Annotated in this window: 18 protein-coding genes; 14 read left to right on the forward strand and 4 right to left on the reverse strand. The window is 74.5% G+C overall.

Annotated features, from left to right (window positions below):
* Positions 1 to 9: 9 nt before the first annotated feature.
* From WJM95_RS33245 to WJM95_RS33305, 13 genes are all read left to right on the forward strand, one after another.
* Positions 10 to 876, forward strand: a complete 867-nt coding sequence (locus WJM95_RS33245; protein ID WP_339134531.1) for a cupin domain-containing protein — start codon at positions 10 to 12, stop codon at positions 874 to 876.
* Positions 876 to 1,841 carry a cupin domain-containing protein gene (locus WJM95_RS33250; RefSeq protein WP_339134533.1) on the forward strand — a complete coding sequence of 322 codons (966 nt, stop codon included), beginning with the start codon at positions 876 to 878 and terminating at the stop codon, positions 1,839 to 1,841. The genes WJM95_RS33245 and WJM95_RS33250 overlap by 1 nt, the downstream gene beginning before the upstream one ends.
* Positions 1,838 to 3,031, forward strand: a complete 1,194-nt coding sequence (locus WJM95_RS33255) for a YcaO-like family protein (RefSeq protein ID WP_339134535.1) — start codon at positions 1,838 to 1,840, stop codon at positions 3,029 to 3,031. Before WJM95_RS33250 ends, WJM95_RS33255 begins: the two co-directional genes overlap by 4 nt.
* On the forward strand, positions 3,028 to 4,305 hold the full coding sequence (locus WJM95_RS33260; RefSeq protein ID WP_339134537.1) for a TfuA-like protein: 1,278 nt from the start codon (positions 3,028 to 3,030) through the stop codon (positions 4,303 to 4,305). Before WJM95_RS33255 ends, WJM95_RS33260 begins: the two co-directional genes overlap by 4 nt.
* Positions 4,302 to 6,407 (forward strand): prolyl oligopeptidase family serine peptidase, encoded by a 2,106-nt coding sequence (locus WJM95_RS33265; protein ID WP_339134539.1) that lies wholly within the window; start codon positions 4,302 to 4,304, stop codon positions 6,405 to 6,407. The genes WJM95_RS33260 and WJM95_RS33265 overlap by 4 nt, the downstream gene beginning before the upstream one ends.
* On the forward strand, positions 6,404 to 7,324 hold the full coding sequence (locus WJM95_RS33270) for an AAC(3) family N-acetyltransferase (RefSeq protein ID WP_339134541.1): 921 nt from the start codon (positions 6,404 to 6,406) through the stop codon (positions 7,322 to 7,324). Before WJM95_RS33265 ends, WJM95_RS33270 begins: the two co-directional genes overlap by 4 nt.
* Positions 7,321 to 7,863, forward strand: a complete 543-nt coding sequence (locus WJM95_RS33275) for a GNAT family protein (RefSeq protein WP_339134543.1) — start codon at positions 7,321 to 7,323, stop codon at positions 7,861 to 7,863. The genes WJM95_RS33270 and WJM95_RS33275 overlap by 4 nt, the downstream gene beginning before the upstream one ends.
* Positions 7,860 to 9,188 (forward strand): insulinase family protein, encoded by a 1,329-nt coding sequence (locus tag WJM95_RS33280; RefSeq protein WP_339134545.1) that lies wholly within the window; start codon positions 7,860 to 7,862, stop codon positions 9,186 to 9,188. The genes WJM95_RS33275 and WJM95_RS33280 overlap by 4 nt, the downstream gene beginning before the upstream one ends.
* Positions 9,185 to 10,513: an insulinase family protein gene (locus WJM95_RS33285; protein WP_339134548.1), complete on the forward strand. Its 1,329-nt coding sequence runs from the start codon at positions 9,185 to 9,187 to the stop codon at positions 10,511 to 10,513. Before WJM95_RS33280 ends, WJM95_RS33285 begins: the two co-directional genes overlap by 4 nt.
* A gap of 86 nt (positions 10,514 to 10,599) precedes the next feature.
* Entirely contained in the window at positions 10,600 to 11,865 is a 1,266-nt protein-coding gene (locus WJM95_RS33290) for an MFS transporter (RefSeq protein ID WP_339134550.1), read from the forward strand.
* 50 nt (positions 11,866 to 11,915) lie between these two features.
* Entirely contained in the window at positions 11,916 to 12,377 is a 462-nt protein-coding gene (locus tag WJM95_RS33295; RefSeq protein WP_339134552.1) for a nuclear transport factor 2 family protein, read from the forward strand.
* Between the two features lie 293 nt (positions 12,378 to 12,670).
* Complete coding sequence (locus tag WJM95_RS33300; protein WP_339134554.1) at positions 12,671 to 13,426, forward strand: alpha/beta fold hydrolase; 756 nt, start codon at positions 12,671 to 12,673, stop codon at positions 13,424 to 13,426.
* Positions 13,423 to 14,376 carry an AfsR/SARP family transcriptional regulator gene (locus WJM95_RS33305; RefSeq protein WP_339134556.1) on the forward strand — a complete coding sequence of 318 codons (954 nt, stop codon included), beginning with the start codon at positions 13,423 to 13,425 and terminating at the stop codon, positions 14,374 to 14,376. The genes WJM95_RS33300 and WJM95_RS33305 overlap by 4 nt, the downstream gene beginning before the upstream one ends.
* Positions 14,377 to 14,451: 75 nt before the next feature.
* Here the strand turns inward: WJM95_RS33305 and WJM95_RS33310 are convergent, their stop codons facing one another.
* The 3 genes from WJM95_RS33310 to WJM95_RS33320 form a co-directional block, all read right to left on the reverse strand.
* A complete protein-coding gene (locus WJM95_RS33310; RefSeq protein ID WP_339134558.1) occupies positions 14,452 to 15,138 on the reverse strand; it encodes a hypothetical protein in 687 nt (228 codons plus the stop codon).
* Positions 15,135 to 16,046 carry an acetylglutamate kinase gene (gene argB / locus WJM95_RS33315; protein ID WP_339134560.1) on the reverse strand — a complete coding sequence of 304 codons (912 nt, stop codon included), beginning with the start codon at positions 16,044 to 16,046 and terminating at the stop codon, positions 15,135 to 15,137. Before argB ends, WJM95_RS33310 begins: the two co-directional genes overlap by 4 nt.
* A gap of 284 nt (positions 16,047 to 16,330) precedes the next feature.
* Complete coding sequence (locus WJM95_RS33320; protein WP_339134562.1) at positions 16,331 to 17,683, reverse strand: SidA/IucD/PvdA family monooxygenase; 1,353 nt, start codon at positions 17,681 to 17,683, stop codon at positions 16,331 to 16,333.
* A gap of 547 nt (positions 17,684 to 18,230) precedes the next feature.
* Here WJM95_RS33320 and WJM95_RS33325 point away from each other — a divergent pair.
* Complete coding sequence (locus tag WJM95_RS33325) at positions 18,231 to 18,875, forward strand: FMN-binding negative transcriptional regulator (RefSeq protein WP_339134564.1); 645 nt, start codon at positions 18,231 to 18,233, stop codon at positions 18,873 to 18,875.
* A 28-nt stretch (positions 18,876 to 18,903) separates the two neighbouring features.
* Here the strand turns inward: WJM95_RS33325 and WJM95_RS33330 are convergent, their stop codons facing one another.
* Positions 18,904 to 19,686, reverse strand: a complete 783-nt coding sequence (locus tag WJM95_RS33330) for an LmbU family transcriptional regulator (protein ID WP_339134566.1) — start codon at positions 19,684 to 19,686, stop codon at positions 18,904 to 18,906.
* Positions 19,687 to 19,919 lie beyond the last annotated feature (233 nt).

Below are 19,919 nucleotides of genomic sequence, written 5' to 3' on the forward strand. Positions count from 1 at the left end.
GGCACCCGCATGACCGCAGCCACTCCTCTGCCCGCCGCCCTGACCGGCAGGCTCCTGGGGGACACCTCCTGGGGCATCACGCACCGCGTCGAGAAGCAGGCCCTGGACCCCACGGCCCTGCTCACCTCCGCCACCGTCCGCCGCATGCTCGACGCCAGCCTCCTCAAGTGGCCCTACTTCACCCTGCTCAAGCACGGTGAGGTGCCCACCGTGTCGTCGTACACGACGAAGCGGGACGTGATCGGGCACAAGGCGGCCGGATTCGCCGACCCGCGGGCCGTCGCCCGCCACATGGCGGCCGGCGCCTCCCTCAAGCTCAACCAGATCGGGGACTGGCACCGGCCCACCCGCGCCATCGCCCGGCAGCTGGAGGAGCTCCTGCCGGTGGCGGTCAACTCCTACGTCTTCCACACGCCCCGGGAGTCCCGCGGCATGCTCCCGCACCGGGACGCCGCCCATGTGCTCGCCATCCAGCTCGAAGGCCGCAAGGAGTGGCACCTGTACGCCGAACCGGACCAGGTCGGCGCCTCGGCGGGCCTGGACGTCGACGCGGCCCGCCCCACCCACGTCTTCACTCTCGAACCCGGCGACGTGCTCTACCTGCCGCACGGCTGGCCGCACGACGCCGTCGCCCGCGGCGGCGACTCCCTCCACCTGACGTTCACCCTCACCGAACCGACCCCGGAGGACCTGGTCGACGCGCTCCTGCGGCGCTTCCTGGACGACGAGCACAACCTCGTCCACCACTTCCACACCCGCCCGCTCGCGGCCCGTACCGCGGAGGTCCGCTCGGCCCTGACCCGGCGGGCCGAAACGCTGGACGGCGACCACTGGGCGCGCACCGCGCTCGAGACGATGCGGGAGGCGATCGGCTGATGTCCACCACGACCACGAGGATCCGCGAGGCCCAGGCCGCCGCACCCCTGCGGCCCGCCGCACCGGACACCGCCCACGACCACGAGAGTGTCGTGCCGGAGCGTCTGGAGCACCTGGTCGGCGACACCGGCGCGTTCTTCCGCGACCACTGGGCGGGCCAGCCCGTCGTCCTGCGCGCGCACAGCGACCTGAGCCGGCTCATCACCGAGCAGGAGATGTGGGACGAGGTCGACTGCGGACTGCTGTCCCGCCCGTACTTCACCATCTTCAACGAGGGCGTGCGCACCGCCATCAGCGACATGACCCGCAAACGCACCGTCGTCGGCCACGAACTGCCCGGCTTCATCGAACCCGAACGCATCCGCGAGGACTTCGCGAACGGCGCCACGTTCAAGTTCAACCAGGCCGAGCACTGGCATCCCCGCATCCGCACCCTGGTCAAGGCCCTCGAACCCCACTTCAGCGGCGGACTGGAGTCCTTCGTCTTCCTCAGCCCGCCCGGCAAGACCGCGATGCAGGCCCACATGGACGGCGCGCACGTCTTCATCCTCCAGGTCGCCGGCGTCAAGGACTGGGTGGTGGGCCGCGTCGACGACACCTCCACCAGCGACTCCGTCCTGCACGAGGGCGCCATCCCCGACGAGCGCCGCATCGAGCTGACCCTGCGCCCCGGCGACGTGATGTACATGCCGCACGGCACCCCGCACTACGCCACCGCCCGCGAGGGCAACTCCATCCACATCGCCATCACCGTGGAGGAGCCCACCGCGCAGAACCTCGCCGAGGTGCTCCTGGCCGGCTTCCTCGGCACCCAAGCCTTCAAGGCCCTGCACGACAGCCACCACCGACACCCCCTGGCCCGGCGCACCGAACTGCTGCGCCAGGCCCTGCTCGACCACCTCGCCCACGCCGACGAGGACGCCGCGACGCGGGCCGCCGTCACCCTGCGCAGGGAACACCGGTGAACGGGCCGCGGGCACCGCGCCGCGCCCCCTGGATGAGCGGCGGAGGACCCGCGGCCGTCACCGAGGGCACCCTGCGCACCACCGGCCTCGACACCACCTGGGCCCGCCTACAGCCGCAGCTCGCCGACCGCGGCATCACCCGGGTCGCCGACCTGACCGGCCTGGACATCCTCGACGTCCCGGTGTGGACGGCGATCCGGCCCGCCGCCGCCACCCTGGTCGCCAGCGCCGGCAAAGGCCTCACGCACACCGCCGCCCGCATCTCCGCGGTCATGGAGTCCCTCGAGGTCGCCGTCGCCGAACAGGCCCGGCCCGCCGGCGCCGCCCACGGCACCGCCCGCGCCCTGGCCCCCGGCTACGGCGTCGACGAACTGACCCTGCACCCCGTCTCCCTGGTCGACGACCGCAGCGTCCTGGAATGGACCAGGGGCTGGGACCTGGCCTCCGGCACACCGGGCATGATCCCCACGGCGGCCGTCGGACTGCGCGGCTGGGCCGCCGCCCGCTGGCAGCCCCCCACCTTCGTCACCACCACCAACGGCCTGGCCTCCGGCAACGACCACGTCGAGGCCACCGTCCACGCCCTGCTGGAGACCGTCGAACGCGACGCCCTGGCCCGCCTGCGCCCCGGCGACGCCGTCACCACCGACCTGGACACCCTGGGCGAACGCCTCGGCGCGGTCGTCACCCGTATCCGCGCCGCCGGCGCCGACCTCGCCCTGGAACGCATCCCCTCCGTCCCCGGCACCTGGGCCTACACCTGCTGGCTCACCCAGCCCGAGATGTGGCAGATCTTCGCCGGCTCCGGCTGCCACACCGACCCCGCGATCGCCGCCGAACGCGCCCTGCTGGAAGCCGTCCAGAGCCGCGGCTCCACCATCAGCGGCGGCCGCGACGACATCCCCGAATGGACCTTCCGCCGCCTGGGCGCCCCACCCGACCGGCCCCGCCCCACCCCCCACCGCACCGAACCGATGCCCACCGCCACCGGGCCGGCCGCCTCCCTCGACGAGGTGCTCGACAGCCTGGTCACCGCCGTGCACCGCACCACCGGCCGGCCCGTGATCGCCGTCGACCTCACCCCCCACCGCCGGCCCTGGCCCGCCGTCGTCCAGGTCTTCGCACCGGGACTCGGGCTCACCCTCCAGCACCCCCGCCCGCAGTCCCTCGCCAGCAGGAGCTTCGTGTGACCCCCCGTCGCATCGCCTTCGTCGGCCCGACCCTGCCCCCGCACCAACGGCCCCGGGGCTGCTTCGAATACCGGCCGCCCGTCCGGCACGGCGACCTCTTCGACCTGTGCCTGCGCCCCGGCGACCAGGTCCTGGTCATCGACGGCGTCTACCAGCACTTCGCCCCCATCCGGCACAAGGAGATCCTCGCCCAGCTCGCCCGCGGCGTGCACGTCGCCGGCACCGCCAGCCTCGGCGCCCTGCGCGCCGCCGAACTCGCCGGCTTCGGCATGCAGGGCCTGGGCCACGTCTACGGCGAGGCGCGCGCCGGACGCCTGAGCGCCGACGCCGACGTCGCCGTCCTGCACACCGACGACAGCGCCGGCGCCCGCCGCCTGACCGAGGCCATGGTCTGCGTCCGCCACGCCCTGGGCGAACTGCTCCAAGCGGGAGAACTGGACCCCGGCCAGGCCGCCCGCCTCGAACAGGCCGCCGCCCGCCTGCACTTCACCGAACGCTCCGCCACCGGCCTGCGCCACGTGGCCGGAGCCGACCGCGACGCCATGCAGCTGCTCCTGGACCACCTCAAGCGCCACGGCGACATCAAGACCCGCGACGCCCGCCACGCCCTGGACACCCTGGCCGCCCGCCCCGTCCCCGCACCGGCCCCCGCCCCCGGCACCGCCGAGGTGTGGACCAGCTCCTACGGCAGGGAAGGGGACTTCGAGCACCGGCCGCTCAAACCCGGCTCCGCCGTCGGCGCCCGCCTCGCCCTGGCCTGCCTCCAGCTGTTCGCCGTCGACTACCCCGAACGCCACCGCGCCTACGCCCTGCGCCTGGCCGCCGCCACCACCGGCCGCACCGGCCCCGCCGGCCGGCTGCTCAGCGCCGCCGGATTCGCCCCGGCCACCCGCCCCTACGCCCGCCTCGCCCGCGGCACCGAGGCCACCGCCCACTGGACCGCCGACGAACGCCTCCTGGCCCGCACCTTCCGCCTGCCGCCCGGCCGCCTCGTCTACCAGGACCTGCCCGCCGAGGCCGTCGCCGGCAGCACCCTGGACGAACTGGAACAGCGCTGCCTCAAACTGCTCCTGCCCCCGGCCGCGCATCCCCTGCCCACCACCCAACGGCACACCCTGCTGCGGCAGTTGTGGCAGGCGGACTGCGACCACGACTACCGGCTGTGCGCACTGGAACGGGGCTTCCGTGACACCGAGGAGGCCGCCCGGCTGGCCGGCGCCTTCGACCTGGCCCTGATCGCCCGCCTGCTCCGGGCCCCGGCGGCGGCCCGATGACCCCCACCCCACCCACCACCTTCACCCAGGCCCCCGCCCAGGCCCCCGCCCAAGGCCCCGCACCGGACCTTGCCCGGGGTCTGGTCCGGGGGCTGGCCCTGGCCGAGGCGCACAGCACCGAACCACGCCCCCGGGAGATCGCCGCCTTCGGCGACGACGGACTGCTGCTGCGCGTCGACGTGCCCACCCGGCACGGCGCCGAACAGCAGCACCTGGTGCACTACACGCGCCGCCCCGACGGCACCTGGGAAGCCGGCTGGACCCTGCCCTGGGGCAGCCAGGCCCTGCCCGTGCCCGGCGGCTACGTGTGCGTGCGCCGCGCCGACGGACGCACCCTGGTGGAACTGCGGCCCGCCGACGGCGGCCCCGGACAGCTCCTGCTCACCACTCCCGGACGCGTCGGCGCCCTCGCCCCCCGCCCCGGCGGCGGCCAGATCGCCGTCACCACCAGCACCTTCGGCGGACCCGGAGAACACCCCCAGGGCCTGCTGGCCGGCTCCGACGCCGTATGGGCCCAGGGCTCCGACATGACCCTCAGCTACGCCAAACAGCCCCAGAAGGAATGGCAGGTCCACCTCGTCCCCCTGGACGGCACCGGCCCCCGCCTGCTCACCCCCCACGTCCCCGCCGACCTCGCCCTGTCCGGCGAGGCCGCCTGGGCCACCCCGGACACCCTGTTCCTGGGCGCCCTGCGCCACCACCGCCACGGCGTACGCAACTTCGGCCTGCTCTCCCTGGCCGTCGACCACGGCGACACCACCCGCACCCTCTTCTCCGACACCGTCGACCTCTGCTACCCCGTCCCAGGACCCGGCGGCCAGGTCGCCTACCTGGGCACCACACCACGCCACGACAACACCCCCGTCACCCAGTTCGCCTGCCTCGTCGGCGAACCACTGCACCAGGTCGTCCTGCTGCCCGCCGAGAACGGCCTGTGGCAGCGCCCGGCCGGCTGGGACGGACCACGCCGGCTGGTGTGCACCGCCGAATCCGGACCCCGCCGCGGCCTGTACGTCCACGACCTCGACGCCGCCACCTGGCAGCCCGTGCCCACCCCGGCCTCGGTGATGAACACCCGCGTCCACGACGGCCGCGCCGCCGTCCTGACCTCCGCCCCCGACACCCCGCCCGCCCTGGACGTCACCGCCCTGCACCCCGGCCACGGCGCCGAACGCGTCGTCTCCGCCCAGGCACCCCCGCCGCCGGGCCGCCTCCAGTACCGGAGCCAGCGCCTGCCCGGCAGCGACGGCGACCTCGCCAGCTGGGTGTGCCTGCCCGAGCACACCACCCCCCACGCCACCGTCGTCCTCTACCACGGCGGCCCGTTCCAGAGCTGGAGCGAATGGTCCTGGCGGTGGAACCCGTGGCCCTTCGTCGCCTGCGGACTGGCCGTCGTCCTCGTCGAACCCCCGCTCAGCCTCGGCTACCCCGACGCCGTGCGCACCGGCTGGCGCCAGTGGCGCGGCGGCATCGCCGCCAGCGCCGCCGCCCAGGTCGAAGCCGTCCGCGCCGCCGAAGGACTCCTCGACTCACCCCTCGCACTCATGGGCGGCAGCTTCGGCGGCTACCTCGCCCTGAGCACCGCCGACTCCCTCAACCCCGACCTCGTCGTCGCCCACGCCGCCCCCCTGGACCTCACCCAGGTCGCCGAGGGCAGCGACGTCGGCTGGCAGTGGATCCGCGAATTCGGCGACCCCACCGAATGGCGCCCCCTCTACCAGATCAACAGCCTCGCCCCCCGCCCCGTACGCCCCGGCACCCGCGTACTGCTCTCCCACGGACTCCAGGACGGACTCGTCCCGCCCACCGAGACCCTGCGCACCCACCGCGCCCTCGCCCGCCAGGGCGTACGCAGCGAGGTCGCCTTCTTCCGCTCCGAGGCCCACCCCATCAGCCGGCCCGGGAACATCCGCGCCTGGTACCGCTGGGTCCTGTCGGCCGTCACCGACGAACTCACCCCCAAACCCACCGGCAACCCCCACCCCCCACAACACCCCGCCGGAGAAGACGACATGACGGACCATCACACCGCCGTGCACACCACGGCCACCGGTGAACCCGCCCTCCGGGCCGCCGGAACCCGCACGGAGGAAGCGTCATGACAGACCGTCACATCGTCACCCGTGCCGCCGTCGCCGACGGAATCACCCGCCTCGGCTTCCGCCCCGGCGCCACCGTCATCGCCCACACCTCCCTCAGCTCCTTCGGCCACGTCGTCGGCGGGGCGCACAGCGTCCTGCTCGGCCTGCGCGACGCCCTCGGCCCCCACGGCACCCTGGTCATGCCCGCCTTCACCCCCCAGCTGTGCCACCCGCACACCTGGCGCGCACCCGACCTCGCCCACGCCGCCGCCGACCCACGCATCGCCGCCCAGATGCCGCCCTTCGACCCCCTGCGCACCCCGGCCGCCCGCACCATGGGCGTCCTGCCTGAACTGCTGCGCACCCAGCCCGACACCCTGCGCTCCCGCCACCCGCACGTCTCCTTCGCCGCCCAGGGCCCCCACGCCCGGGCCGTCGTGCGCGAGCACCCCACCGCCTGGCGGCTCGCCGCCCACGGCCCGCTGGGCCGGCTGTGGGACCTCGACGCCCTCGTCCTGCTGCTCGGCACCCCCTGGCAGAAGGCCACCGCCCTGCACCTCGCCGAGTACGCCACCGCCTACCCGGGCCGGCGCTCCGGCCTGTGGGCCGTACCCGAACCCGACGAAAGCGGCGGCAGCCGCTGGCACCACGTACCCGAACTCCTCCTATGGGAAGGCGACTTCGACGCCCTGGGCGCCGCCTACGAAACCTCCGGCGCCCCCCTCGCCGACACACACGTCGGCGGCGCCCGCTGCCGCGCCGTACCGCTGCGCCACCTGGTGCGGTTCGCCTGCGCCTGGCTGGCCGCACACCGCGACCTGAGCCGCGGACTTCCCCCGCCCGGCTGGCGGGACGTGGTGGATGCTGAGGCTCCCGTGCCCGCCGGAGAACTCGGCGCGGCGCACACCCACACGGCGGCCAAGGAGTCCATCACATGAGCGGCGAAGTAGCCCTGCGACCCGTCATCCCCGGCGATCTCGACCTCTTCGAGCGGGAGTTCACCACCCAGGACGGCACCGGACCCTTCCAGTGGTTCGGCTTCACCTCCGCCCACCGGCTGCGCGACCGCTTCGCCGAGGACCGGCTCCTTGGCCCCGACGGCGGCATGCTCACCATCACCGCGGCCGGCGAGGCGGTGGGCCGTGTCGAATGGTTCGCCTCCGCCTGGGGACGCCCCGCCACCTCCTCCTGCTGGACCATCGCCATCGCCCTGGTCCCCGCCGCCCGCGGCCGCGGCACCGGAACCACCGCCCAGCGCCGGATCGCCGGCTACCTCTTCGCCCACACCCGCGCCGAACGGGTCCAGGCCTTCACCGACCACGCCAACCTCGCCGAACAACGCGCCCTGGAAAAGGCCGGCTTCACCCGCGAGGGCACCCTGCGCTCGGCCCAGTGGCGCTCCGGCCGCTGGCACGACCAGGTCCTCTACTCGGTCCTGCGCACCGACCTGCCCCTGTGGGAGGAAGAACCTCGATGACCCCGCAGCCGACCACCCCGCAGCCGACCGGCCTGCGTCTGGGCAACGGTCTGAACGTCCTGCTGCAACCGCTGCCCGGCTGCCAGGTCGTCGCCACCTGCCTGCACGTCGCCACCGGTTTCCGCAACGAACCCGTCGCCGGCGCCGCCCACCTGCTGGAGCACGTCCTGGCCCAGGGCGCCTCCAGCAGCAGGCCGCTGACCGACGCGGTCGCCGCCACCGGCGGCACCGCCAACGCGCGCACCGCCGCCGACTACACCCAGTACACCGCCGTCCTTCCCGCCGGCGCGCTCGAACTCGGCCTGCGCATCGAGCGCGAGAGGCTCACCGACCCCGACCTCGGCCTGCCCCACGTCAGCGCGCAGATCGCCGTCGTCCAGGCCGAGATCCGCCGCAACATGCTGCAACGCCCGCACGGCGGACTGGTCCTGTTCGACCTGCCCGCCCTGCTGCACGACAACTGGAACAACCGGCACAACGGATACGGCGACATCGACGCCCTGCACGACCTGGGCCCCGCCGAACTGGGCCGCTTCTTCGAGGAGGCCTACGCACCCGGCGACATCCACCTCGCCCTCGCCGGCGACTTCGACCCCGAACACGCCCGCGACCTGGTCGAGCGGCACCTGGCCGCCGTGCCGGCCCGCCCCACCCGGCCCCGCCCCCACCGGCCCGAGGCCCCCCTGACCGCCCCGCGCCGGGCCCTGCGCGACGAACGGATCGCCTCCGGCGCCCGCACCGCGATCGGCTTCCGCACCCCGGACCCGGCCGCCGACCCGGACGCCCACCTCGCCGGCGTGCTGCTCGGCGAACTGCTGGAGGCCCTGGGCACCGACTGCCCCTGCCACCGGGGCACCGGGCGGACCTGGGGCGCGTTCAAGGCCCGCGCCCACCGCACCGGCAACCCCTTCGACGTCGCCCGCGACGCGCTGTTCGCCGTGGACGTCCCGCACCCCGCGGACACCGGGCCCGAGGCACCCGAACGCTGCCTGCGCTCCGTCCTCGCCGGCATCGCCGACGGCACCGTGCCCATCGCCCGGCCCCTGGCCCGTATCCGCAGACAGCTCGCCCTGGCCCTGCACGCCGAACTGGACTCCGTCATGAGCCAGGCGTCCTGGCTGTGCGTCGGCGCCGCCGTCCACCACGACCCGCTCCACCTGGCCGGCCTGCCGGACGCGCTGCTGCGGCTGCCCGACACCGAGGTGGCCGCAGCCGCCGCCCGCCACGCCGCCGCCCCCGCCGCCCGCCTCACCAGCCGCCCCGCCCCGCCGGCCCCCGCAGCCCGTACCGCGGTCACCGCCGTCCCGACAGGAGCCGCACGATGACCGCCCCCACCGCCCCCCAGACCATGTCCCCGACCGCCCCCGCATCCGGGCCCCCGTCCGTGGACGCGTCCGTGCCCGCGGCCGTTCCGCGCTTCTGTGCTCCCGCGCACAGCGAACAGAGCACCGGCCGGGGCACGGCCGTCGCTATCCAGCGCGCCGGGACCGGCCAACTCACCGAGGCCAGGCTGCTGTTCCCGCTGACACCGGCACCCGGCGCGCACCAGAGCCGGGTCGAGGTGATGGCCGAGGCCCTGCGCGACGCCCTCACCGAGGCCGCCGCGGACCTGGCGACCGTACGGGTGGAGGCGCGCGGCGACCGGGCCGTCGTCGCGGTGCGCACCTTCGCCGACGACTTCGCCGCCACCCGCGCCCGCATCCGCGACTGCCTGGACGAAGGCCGCCCCCACGAGGCGGCCCGGGTCCGCGAGGCGGCCGGCCGGGTCGCCCGCCGGCTGGCCGCCGCCGAAGCCGCGCCCGCCTTCCTGGCCCGCAGCGGCTTCCTCGCCGCCGCCTACGGCCCCCACCCCTACGGCCGCGCCGCGAGCGCCACCACGGCGGACGCCGTCGACGCCGCAGACACCGCCGCCCTGCTGCACGGCACGCCGGCCGCCCGCCGCCGCAGCGTCGTCGTCGGCCCCGGCCCGGCCGGGGAACTCCTGGCCCAGGCGACCGCGCTGCTGCCCCGCACCACCACCCCGGCCCCCACGGCCGGCGTGTCCGCGCCCGTGCCAGGACCGCGCCGCACCCTGCTGCACCCCGCCACCCCGCAGACCCTGCTCCGCCTGGGCGGTCTGGTGCCCGGCCGCGGCCACGCCGACTACCCGGCCCTGCAACTGGCCGCACTCATGCTCGGCGGCTACTACGCCAGCCGCCTCACCCTCGTCCTGCGCGAACGCGAGGGCCTCGCCTACGCGCCCCGCGCCGTCCTTGACCCGCTGGGCGCACACGCCGTACTGACCGTGGAGGCCGACGTGCGCCACGACGGCGCAGCCCGCGCCCTGACCCTCATCGCCCAGGAGACCCGGCGCCTGGCGGACGGCGGCTTCAGCGTTCAGGAACTGCGCAACGCCCAGAACTACGCCGTCGGTTCGATGGCGATGGCCTGCTCCTCCCGCTCCGGACTGGCCTCCACCTACGCCGCCGTGCTGGCCGGCGGCCTGCCCGCGAGCTGGCCCGCCCGCTACGAGGAGCGGCTGCGCGCCCTGAGCGCCAAGGACGTGGCCCGCGCCGCGGCCGCCCACCTGGCCGCGCCCGCGCTGACCGGCGTGGTCGTCGCCCCGGCCCTGATCCCGGGCCTGCCGCCCGCCGCGCCCGGCGGCGCCTGAACACACCCGGCACGAAGCAGGGGCCCAGGAACCAGACCGGACGGCCCCACCGACCCGGACCACCTCCAGGATGGGGACCCACCGTCGTGAAAACGTTCCTCCAGCGCACGTTCTCGTCACTGCGCGGCCCGGCCCGCACGCTCGGCGCGCTGCACTTCGTCGACAGCCTCGGCAACGGCCTGTTCATGGCCGGCTCCGCGGTCTACTTCGTGACCGTGGCCGGCCTGCCCGCCACCGTCGTCGGCCTTGGCCTGTCCCTCGCCGGCCTCAGCGGCTTCGTGGCCAGCCTCGTCTTCGGCCGGATGACCGACAGGGCGGGCGCCCGGCGCCTGCTGGCCGTCCTGCTGTTCCTCCTGGCCGGCGCCTACGCCCTCTACCCGGCCGTGCACTCACCCGCCCTGTACTTCCCCGTCGTCGTCCTGATCGGCGCCCTGGAGTACGGCTGCGGACCGGCCTTCGGCGCTCTGATCGCCGAACTCGTCCCCGAGGGCGAACGCGTCACCGCGCGCGCCGCCCTGCGCTCCCTGTTCAACGCCGGCTTCTCGGCCGGCGCGCTGATCGCGGCCGCGCTGATCTCCCTGGGCCGGGACACCCTTGCCCTGCTGCCGCTCGGCAACGGACTGACGTTCCTGGCGGCGGCCGCCCTGGTGCTCAAACTGCCCGTCGGCGGCGCCCGGGCCGCCGACGGCGGCGGCAGGGCCTTCCGCGTCCTGCGCGATGTGCCCTTCCTCGGCGTCATCGGCTCCTCCAGCCTCCTGGCCCTGCACAGCGCCGTCCTGCTCGCCGGGATACCGCTGTGGATCGTCCGCAACACCGGCCTGCCGCGCGGTCTGGTCCCGCTGATCCTGGCCGTCAACACGGTCCTGGTGGTCCTCTTCCAGGTCGCGGCGGCCCGCGGCTCGGAGAGTCTGGACGGCGCCGTCCGCGCGGCCCGCCGCTCGGGCGCGGTCAGCGTGCTGGCCTGCGCCGCCCTGGCCGCCGGGACCCTCACCGGATCCTGGGTCACCGGCGCGGTCACCCTCGGCGCGGTCCTGCTGTTCACCCTCGCCGAACTGTGGCAGTCCGCCAGCGGCTTCGGCCTCGGCTTCGGCCTGGCCCCCGAGGCCGCACGCGGCGAATACCTCGGCGCCTTCCACCTGCACATGGTGATCCAGGCCACCCTCGGCCCCGCCCTGGTCACCTTCCTCGTCATCGGCCACGGCGCCACGGGCTGGCTCGCCCTGGCCGCCCTCTTCGCGGCCGGCGCCGCCGCCATCGGCCCCACGGTCACCCGCGCCCGCCGCAACCTGCCCGCACCGCCCCCCGAACCGGCCCGCCCCGAGACCTCACCCCAGCCGCAGACCGCGGCCTGAACGGCATCCGGTCACCGAGGACCCGGACGAGAGCGGAGGCTTGAGAAGAGATGACCGCCGAGCTCCTGGACACCGCCGAACACCCTCCGCCCGCAGGGGAGTTCGCCACCCTGTACGCGCAGGCGCAGGTGTTCTACGCCCACCAGATGCGGCTCCTGGACACCCACGACACCGGGCGCTGGGCCGAGACCTTCACCGAGAACGCCCTGCTGCACCTGCCCTCCCCGTCCGCACCGCTGCGGGCACGCACCGTCCTGGAGAGCTACGTACGGGCCGGCGCCGCCCGCCGGCGGCAGGCCGGCGGCCGCCTGGACCACTGGGTCGGCATGCTCGACGTACGGCCGCAGAGCGACGGCTCACTGCACACCCGGTGCTCGGCGCTCGCCTACCTCACACCCGGCCCCGGCGGGCCCAAGGCGCTGCACGTGTACGCCATGGAGGACGTCCTGGTCCGCCGTGCGGGCCGGTGGCACATCGCGCACCGCCGGATCACCCGCGACGACCTGGCCTGAACCAGCCCCGCCGCCCCCGGCCGCCGGCCCCGCCCCCGGCCGCCGGCCCCGCCCCCGGCCGCCGGCCCCGCCCCCGGCCGCCGGCCCCGGTCCGTGCCCGCCCGCCGTCCCCCCCGGCATGGGGCGGGCACGGACGCGCTCGAAGGACGGTCCACGAGCGGTCGAGAGCGCATCAAGGCCCGCTCACGACGGCCGCCGCCGCGGACCGCACGCCGCTATCGTCCTGATTCCCCCCAGTCCGCGCCCGCCCGCCGGCGGCCCGGACGCCGGAGCGTCTCGTCGATGGAGTGCCCATGCACAAGGCGGAAGAGCCGACACTGCGCCTGTTCGTGTTCCACCACTCCGGCGGTTCGCACCTGGCCTACCGCGACTGGCCGGCCGCCTTCCCGGCCCACTGGGACGTGCAGGTCCCCGACGCCCCGGGCCGCGGCCCGCGCGACCGGCGCCCCGCGCTGCGCGACGCGGGCGCCCTGCTCGACCACTTCCTGCACGAACTGGACACCCGGCTGACGGGCCCCTACGCGTTCTTCGGACACAGCATGGGCGGACTGGTCGCCTACGAACTCACCCGCCGCCTGCTGGACGCCGGCCGCACCCCGCCGCTCTGGCTCGGCGTGTCCGCGCGCGGCACCCTGCACCCCGACGGGGACCCGGTGCGCCGCCACCTGCTGACCGACGCCGAACTGCGCCGCGAACTGGCCACGATGGGCGGCACCCCCTCCGAGGTCATGGACCATGACGAACTGTGGGAGCTGTTCGAGCCGACCATCCGCGCCGACCTGCGCATGAGCGAGACCTGGCGCACCCCGCCGCTGACCGCGCCGCTGCCGGTTCCCCTGTCGGTGTTCGGCGGCACCCGGGACCAGGTCGCGCCCCCGCACCGCCTGGACGGCTGGGCCGAGGCCACCGAGCACTTCCTGGGCCGCCACCTCTTCGAGGGCGGCCACTTCTACTTCCAGGACCACCTTCCCGCGGTCGCCCGGCAGATCCAGGACGACGTGCGCCGCGCCCGGCAGAGCGCCCGCACACCGTCCGCGGTGACCCGATGACCGTCCTCGACCTCACCGCACCGGCCCCCGCCCCCACCGGAGCAGCCGACACGAGCGGGGCGATCGAGGCGGCGACCGAGTTCCGGTTGCTCGGCCCGGTGGTCGTCCACGACCGGGGGACCGGAACGGGCATCGCCCCCGCCGGACCCAAACAGCGGGCCCTGCTCGCCGCGCTCGTCGCCCACGCGGGCCGGCAGCTGTCCGTGGACCGCCTGGTGGAGGAACTGTGGGGCGAGCGGCCCCCCGCCAACGCGCCGAGCGCCCTGCACACCCACGTCGCCCGGCTGCGCCGGCTGCTGCCCGCCCGCGGCCACGAATGGATCAGCACCCTGCCCACCGGATACCTGCTGCGCCTGGGCCGGGCCTCGACCGACGTGGCCCGCTTCACCCGCCTGTCCGCCCAGGGCCGCGCGGCCCTCCCCCAGGACCCCCGCGAGGCGACCCGCCTCCTTGGCCTGGCGCTCGCGCTGTGGCAGGGGACGGCCCTCCAGGACAGCTGCCACGGCCCGCTGTGCACGGCCGAGGCCGACCGCCTCGAGGAACAGCGCCTCACCGCCCTGGAAGCCCTGTACGAGGCGAGCCTGAACTGCGGCCGCTACGCCGAGATCGTCTGCGACCTGGAACGCCTCACCGCCGCCCACCCGCTGCGCGAGCGCCTCTACGACCTGCTGATGATCGCCCTGTACCGGTGCGGCCGGCAGTCGGAGGCCCTCGGCGTCTACGAACGCGCGCGCCGCCACCTGGTCGCCACGCTCGGCGTGGAACCGGGCCCGGCGCTGCGCTGCCGCCTGGACGCCGTCCTCAACCACTGCCCCACGCTGACCGCGGCGCGCCCGCACCGGCCCGACCTGACCGCGGAGACGGCCCGCCTCCAGGACCGTATCGACCAACTGGTCAGAGACCAGGCGGACTTGCTGCGCCGGGTCCGGGAACTGGACGCGGGCCGCTGACCCGGGCGGCTTCGGCCAAGGCCGGGAATCCCCTGCTCCAGCCCGGGAATTCCCTGCTCCGGCCGGGGGAGGGATTCACAGCAGGGTGGTGAACGCGGCGAAGACGTCGTCGAGTTCGTTGGTGTGCACGGTGAGCGACTCGGGTGCGAGCGCCGCCGCGTCCAGGGCCGCGAGCACGGACCGCAGCGTCTGGACACCGGCGTCCCCGGGCACCTGGAGGATGCCGCTCCCCGGATCGCTCCAGGCCCCCTCGAAGCAGGCGCCGGCCCGCTCCAGCGCGAACGGGTCGGCGAACCGCAGGCGGATGACGGCGGCCGGCGGCCCGGTGCGGGGCTCGGGCCACACCCCGCCACCGGGCCCGCCGCCACCGGGCCCGCCGCCACCGGGCCCGTCGTCGCCGGGGGCCGCGGACGGCTCCTGCGGTCCGGGTTCGCGGTAGGCGGGCAGGAGGCTGAGGGGGGAACGGGCCGCGGGGAGCGCGTACTCGGGCCCGTCGAAGGAGAGTCCGCCGCCGGTTTCGTACGCCTGCGGCTCTTCGTCGTCGGGCCAGGGGTCCGTCTCGGTCAGGGCGTCCAGCAGGACGTCCCTGGCCCCGGGCGGCAGCGCGGCGGCCAGACGCCGTGCGCACCGCAGGGCCTGGTCCCCGTCCGTCCCGGCCGCGGTGACCAACTCGTGCACGAGGACAGCCGGTTGCGGGGCGTGCCCGGGGCCGGCCGGTTCGACGGCGTGCGGGCGCTGTCGCCGGTGCCACTGCTCGTTCACGGCAGGACCACCTCCTGGTCGTCCGGGTCCGGCACGATCACCGTGCCGGTCCCGTCGTCGGTGAACATCTCCAGGAGCACCGAGTGCGGGATCCGCCCGTCGATCACCCGGGCCGCGCCCACCCCGCCCCGTACGGCCTCCAGGCATCCGGTCATCTTGGGCACCATGCCGTCGCTCAGTTCCGGCAGGAGCTTCTCCAGTTCGTCCGCGGTCAGCCGGGGGATGACCTCGGCGCGGTGCGGCCAGCCCGCGCACAGCCCCGCGACGTCCGTCAGCATGACGAGTTCCTCGGCGCGCAGCGCGGTCGCGAGCGCCGCGGCGACGGTGTCGGCGTTGACGTTGTAGACCAGGCCGTCCTCGGCGCTGCGGGCGAGCGGTGAGACCACCGGGATCCGGCCGGCCGCCAGCAGTCCTTCCAGGGTGGTGGTGTCCACGCGGGTGATGTCGCCGACCCGGCCGACGTCGACGGGTTCCCCGTCGATCCACGGCACGTGCCGTACCGCGGTGAGGGTGTCCGCGTCCTCGCCGGTCATCCCGACGGCGAGCGGGCCGTGGCGGTTGATCAGCCCGACCAGTTCGCGCTGCACCTGGCCGGCCAGGACCATGCGGACCACGTCCATCGCCTCTGCCGGGGTGACGCGCAGGCCCGCCGCGAACTCGCGCCGCATGCCGCGCCGTTCGAGCTCGGCGTCGATCTGGGGGCCGCCGCCGTGCACGACCAGGGGCCGCAGCCCGGCGTAGCGCAGGCAGGCGATGTCGCGGGCGAAGGCCGCGGTGAGCTCCGCGTCGACCATGGCGTGTCCGCCCAGTTTGATCACGACGGTCCGGCCCTGGTGACGGTCCGGCCAGGGCAGGGCCTCGCCGAGGCAGTGGGCCTTGGCCCGGGCCTGCTGCACGCTGACGGTCATCGGACCCTCGCCCGCCGAACGAGGCCGCCGACCGGGGAATGGGCGCTCATGGGGACTCCTTTGTGGGGGCCCCGGCCGTGGGGCGGGCCCCGTGGCCGGTGGACATGTGCTGGAAAGCCGCACGAGAGGACTTGGCTGTGCTGCGGGTTCTTGGGACGGTGGACGCCGGCCGGCGAGGGGTGCGTGCGCGCCGCGGTGGTCGCGCGCGGGTCCTCGAGTGTCCTGCCGCGAGGTCACGTCCTGTCAACGGGACAGCGGCTGGTGCCGCCGTCCGGGCCGCCGGTTCAGGCGGCCGAGTGCGCGGCCCGTACGGGGCAGGTGCGGCTCAGCTCCCGTTCGGTGCGCCGCAGCACGATCGAGTCGGCGATCTCGCCGCTACGGACCGCGATGTTCGACAGCAGGGCCGAGGACAGGCCGTGGGTGTGCTCGGTGCCGCCCTGGAGGTAGACCCCGCCGGCCAGTCCCGACGCGCTGACCAGGCGGTAGTCGCGTTCCACCTGGTGCCTGCCCTCGGCGTCGCGCAGGAAGTGCCGGTCGAAGTCGCCGAGCAGGCGGGCGGGGTCCAGGCCGTCGTAGCCGGTGGCGAACACCAGCGCGTCCACGGCGAGTTCCTCGGTGCGGTCGTCGAGCAGCGAGCGCAGGCTCACCCGTGTCTCGGTCCCGGCGCGCTTGACGTCGGTGACCCGGGTGAGGTTGCGGAAGTGCAGCCGCTGGGTGCCGCGCACCCGCTCGTCGTAGGAGCGCCGGTACAGGTCGCGGATGACGTCGGAGTCGACCACCGAGTAGTTGGTGTTGCGGTGGTAGCGCCAGAAGGCGTCCCGTGCCTGCTCGGTGCCGAAGTAGTGGTCGTCGACCGCGCCGGGGTCGAAGACCTGGTTGGCGAAGGGCGTGTCGTCGGCGATGGCGTAGCCGTAGGAGGGGACGACCGCGGAGACCTGGGCGTGGGGCAGTTCGTCGTGGAAGAACCGGGTGATCTCGGCGGCGCTCTGGCCGGCCCCGACCACGACCACGTTCCTGAGGTCCTTCGGGTCCTGTGCGCGGAACCTGGTGAGGAACTCCGAGCTGTGCCACACCCGTTCGTCGGAGGTCACGCCGTCCGGCAGGCGCGGCACCAGGCCGGTGGAGACGACCACGTTGCGTGCGCGGACCACCCGGGCGGTGCCGTCGGCGCCGCGCACCTCGATCTCCAGGAGGTCCGAGGCCGGTGCCCCGGCCTCGGCGGCGGGCCGGATCGAGGTGACCTCGGTGCCGTAGCTGACCCGGTCGCCCAGATCGGCGGCGGCCCACTCCAGGTACTGGTGGAACTCCTGGCGGGTGGGGAAGAAGTCCTGGTTGTTCACGAACTGCACCAGCCGGTTCGAGGCGTGCAGGTAGGACACGAAGCTGTAGCGGGACAGCGGGTTCCTGTACGTCGCCAGGTCCTTGAGGAACGAGATCTGCATGGTCGTCGACGGCAGCAGCATGTTGCGGTGCCAGCCGAAGGAGGGCTGCCGCTCGAAGAAGTGGGCGGTGACCGGATGTCCGGGAGTGCTCGCCCCGTGTTCTTCCAGAGCGATCGCGAGCGACAGGTTGGACGGGCCGAACCCGATGCCGACCACGTCGTAGACCTCTGCGCTCCGCCTGCCCGTTGTCTCCATGTGAATGCTCCCGATGCGTCTGGAAGTCAGCCGGCGGTTCACAGCGCCGTCCGGCTTGGCAAAACCTTGCCATGATGTTGGCAACCCGATCCTGAGATCCGGTCTCGTGACGCTGGAGCGGTGGCGGAGTCGCTGGTGGGAGGCGTGACATCGGCGCGGAGCGGAGGGGGAGCCTTGCCCGCGAGCGGCGGGAAGCCCGCCGCACCGCCGCACCGCCGCACCACCGGGGGCCCGGGAGGCGCCGGGCGGGCGGCCCGTCCGCGGCGGGCGCGGGAAGGCGGGTGCGGGAAGGCGGCGCGGAGGCGGGTGCGGGAAGGCGGCGCCGATCGCGGCCGGGAAAAAGGCGGGGGCGGCGGAGCGGGATGTTTTTCGAGCATTTCTCGAAAAGGAATCGAAGACCGCTTGAGAAACCCTTCAGGTCTTCTACGGACCTTCTTCAGGTCTTCTCCAGCCGCTCGCGACGTGGAAGCATTGTCCTGCCGGCGGGACGGCCGTATGGTCGGCTGGGATTCTCGAAACAGGCCCATTTCCGAAAAGGAGAATGCGAATGTTCGTGCCCAGCTTCTACCGCGAGCCGGATCATTCCTGGATGGCGGATCTGATCCGCGGCAACCCCCTGGCCCTCGCGGTGACGAACGGCAGCCCCCAGGACGGCCCCTTCGCCACGCACCTGCCGGTCATCTTCGACCCGGGCGCCGCCGGTGAGGCGGGCCAGGAGCTGGAGGGGACCACGCTGCTGGGGCACATGAACCGGGCCAACCCGCACTGGGCGGCGCTGCGGTCGGGCGAGGTGCTGCTGCTGACGTTCACCGGCCCGCACTCCTACGTCTCGCCCACGGTCTACGGGAAGAGCCCGGCCGCCCCGACGTGGAACTTCACCGCGGTCCACGTCCGGGGCACGGTGGAGAGGATCGACTCCACGGAGGAGACGCTGGAGGTGGTGCAGTCCACCGTGCGCGCCTTCGAGGGGGCGTTCGGCGACGGCTGGGACATGACCGACTCGCTCGGCTACTTCCGCCAGATCGTGCCCGCCGTGGGGGCCTTCCGGCTCACCGTCACCGGCGCCGAGGGCATGTTCAAGCTCAGCCAGGAGCAGCCGGAAGCGGTGCGCGAGCGGGTCCAGACCTCGTTCGGGCAGAGCGGATGCACCTACAGGCGCGAGGTCGCCGGGCTGATGAACCGGCTGCCGTGAGACGCCGGTGGCCCCGGCGCCGGCCGCTTCAGGCGCTGATGGCCACCGGCAGGGTCCGCTGCCCGGCGAGCGCCGTCACGTCCTGCACACCCTGAACGCCCTGAACGCCCTTGAGGCCGGCGGCCTCGCCGCGCTCCGCCGGGGCGCCGGACGCCTCCAGGGCGGTCGCGGCCGCGCTGTCCAGGGCGGCCGTCACCCACTGCTCGAAGTCGACGCCCAGCTCCCGCGCGGCCTGGTGCCACCACTCGAGACGGCTGCCGGGAACCTCCAGACGGCGGCTCGGCTCGGCCGCAGCGGCCGGCCGCTGCTCGCCCTGGCGCGCCGCGCGCAGGGCACCGCGCAGCTGCTTGGTGGTCCACTGCCCCTGTTCGGCGCGGTCCAGCCAGAGTTCCTGGTCCGCGACCTGCATGGAGGCCAGCTCGGCGTGGTGCTGGAAGCTCAGGGCGGGGCGGCGCCGGGTGAGGTCGAAACGCCGCGAGACCCAGGCGTAGTTGCGCAGGGTCTGGTACGACAGGCCGGCGGCGCGTATCCCGCGCTGGTAGCGGTCGGTGTAGTGGTCCTTGCCGTACACCATCCAGTCGCCCAGCCACCAGGAGGAGGAGTCGAGGACGTCGGCGAGCTGCCGGCCGGCCCGCTCCCACTCGTCGTAGGCCATCTTGGCGGGCATCTGGAGGCCCACCCTGGTCGTCAGCACCGGGACCCGGCGCGGCGCGGACGCGGCGGCGCGGGCCGGCCGCGGCACCGGCTGCGGGACGGTGGTCGCCGTGCCGCCGTGCGGCCGCGCGGTCTGACCGGCCTGATGCGCCATCATGCCTCCTGAGAAACGGTGCATATAACCGTCGATAACCGTCGCACGGTGGCCTGGGGTGGCACCGGAGCGGCACTCGAACGGTTGCGCCTCGAACTTCTTTCCCGAAGGGTGTCCGTCTTTTCCGCCGGGAAATAAGAAATCCGCGGACCGGTCGTGCGGCACGGGAAAGGAAATCCCGGGGGAGGGGTTTTCCGGCGGAAAGAAAAAAGCGGGGCGGCGTGCTCCGGCCGGTG

The sequence above is a fragment of the Streptomyces sp. f51 genome (assembly GCF_037940415.1).
GTDB lineage: Bacteria > Actinomycetota > Actinomycetes > Streptomycetales > Streptomycetaceae > Streptomyces.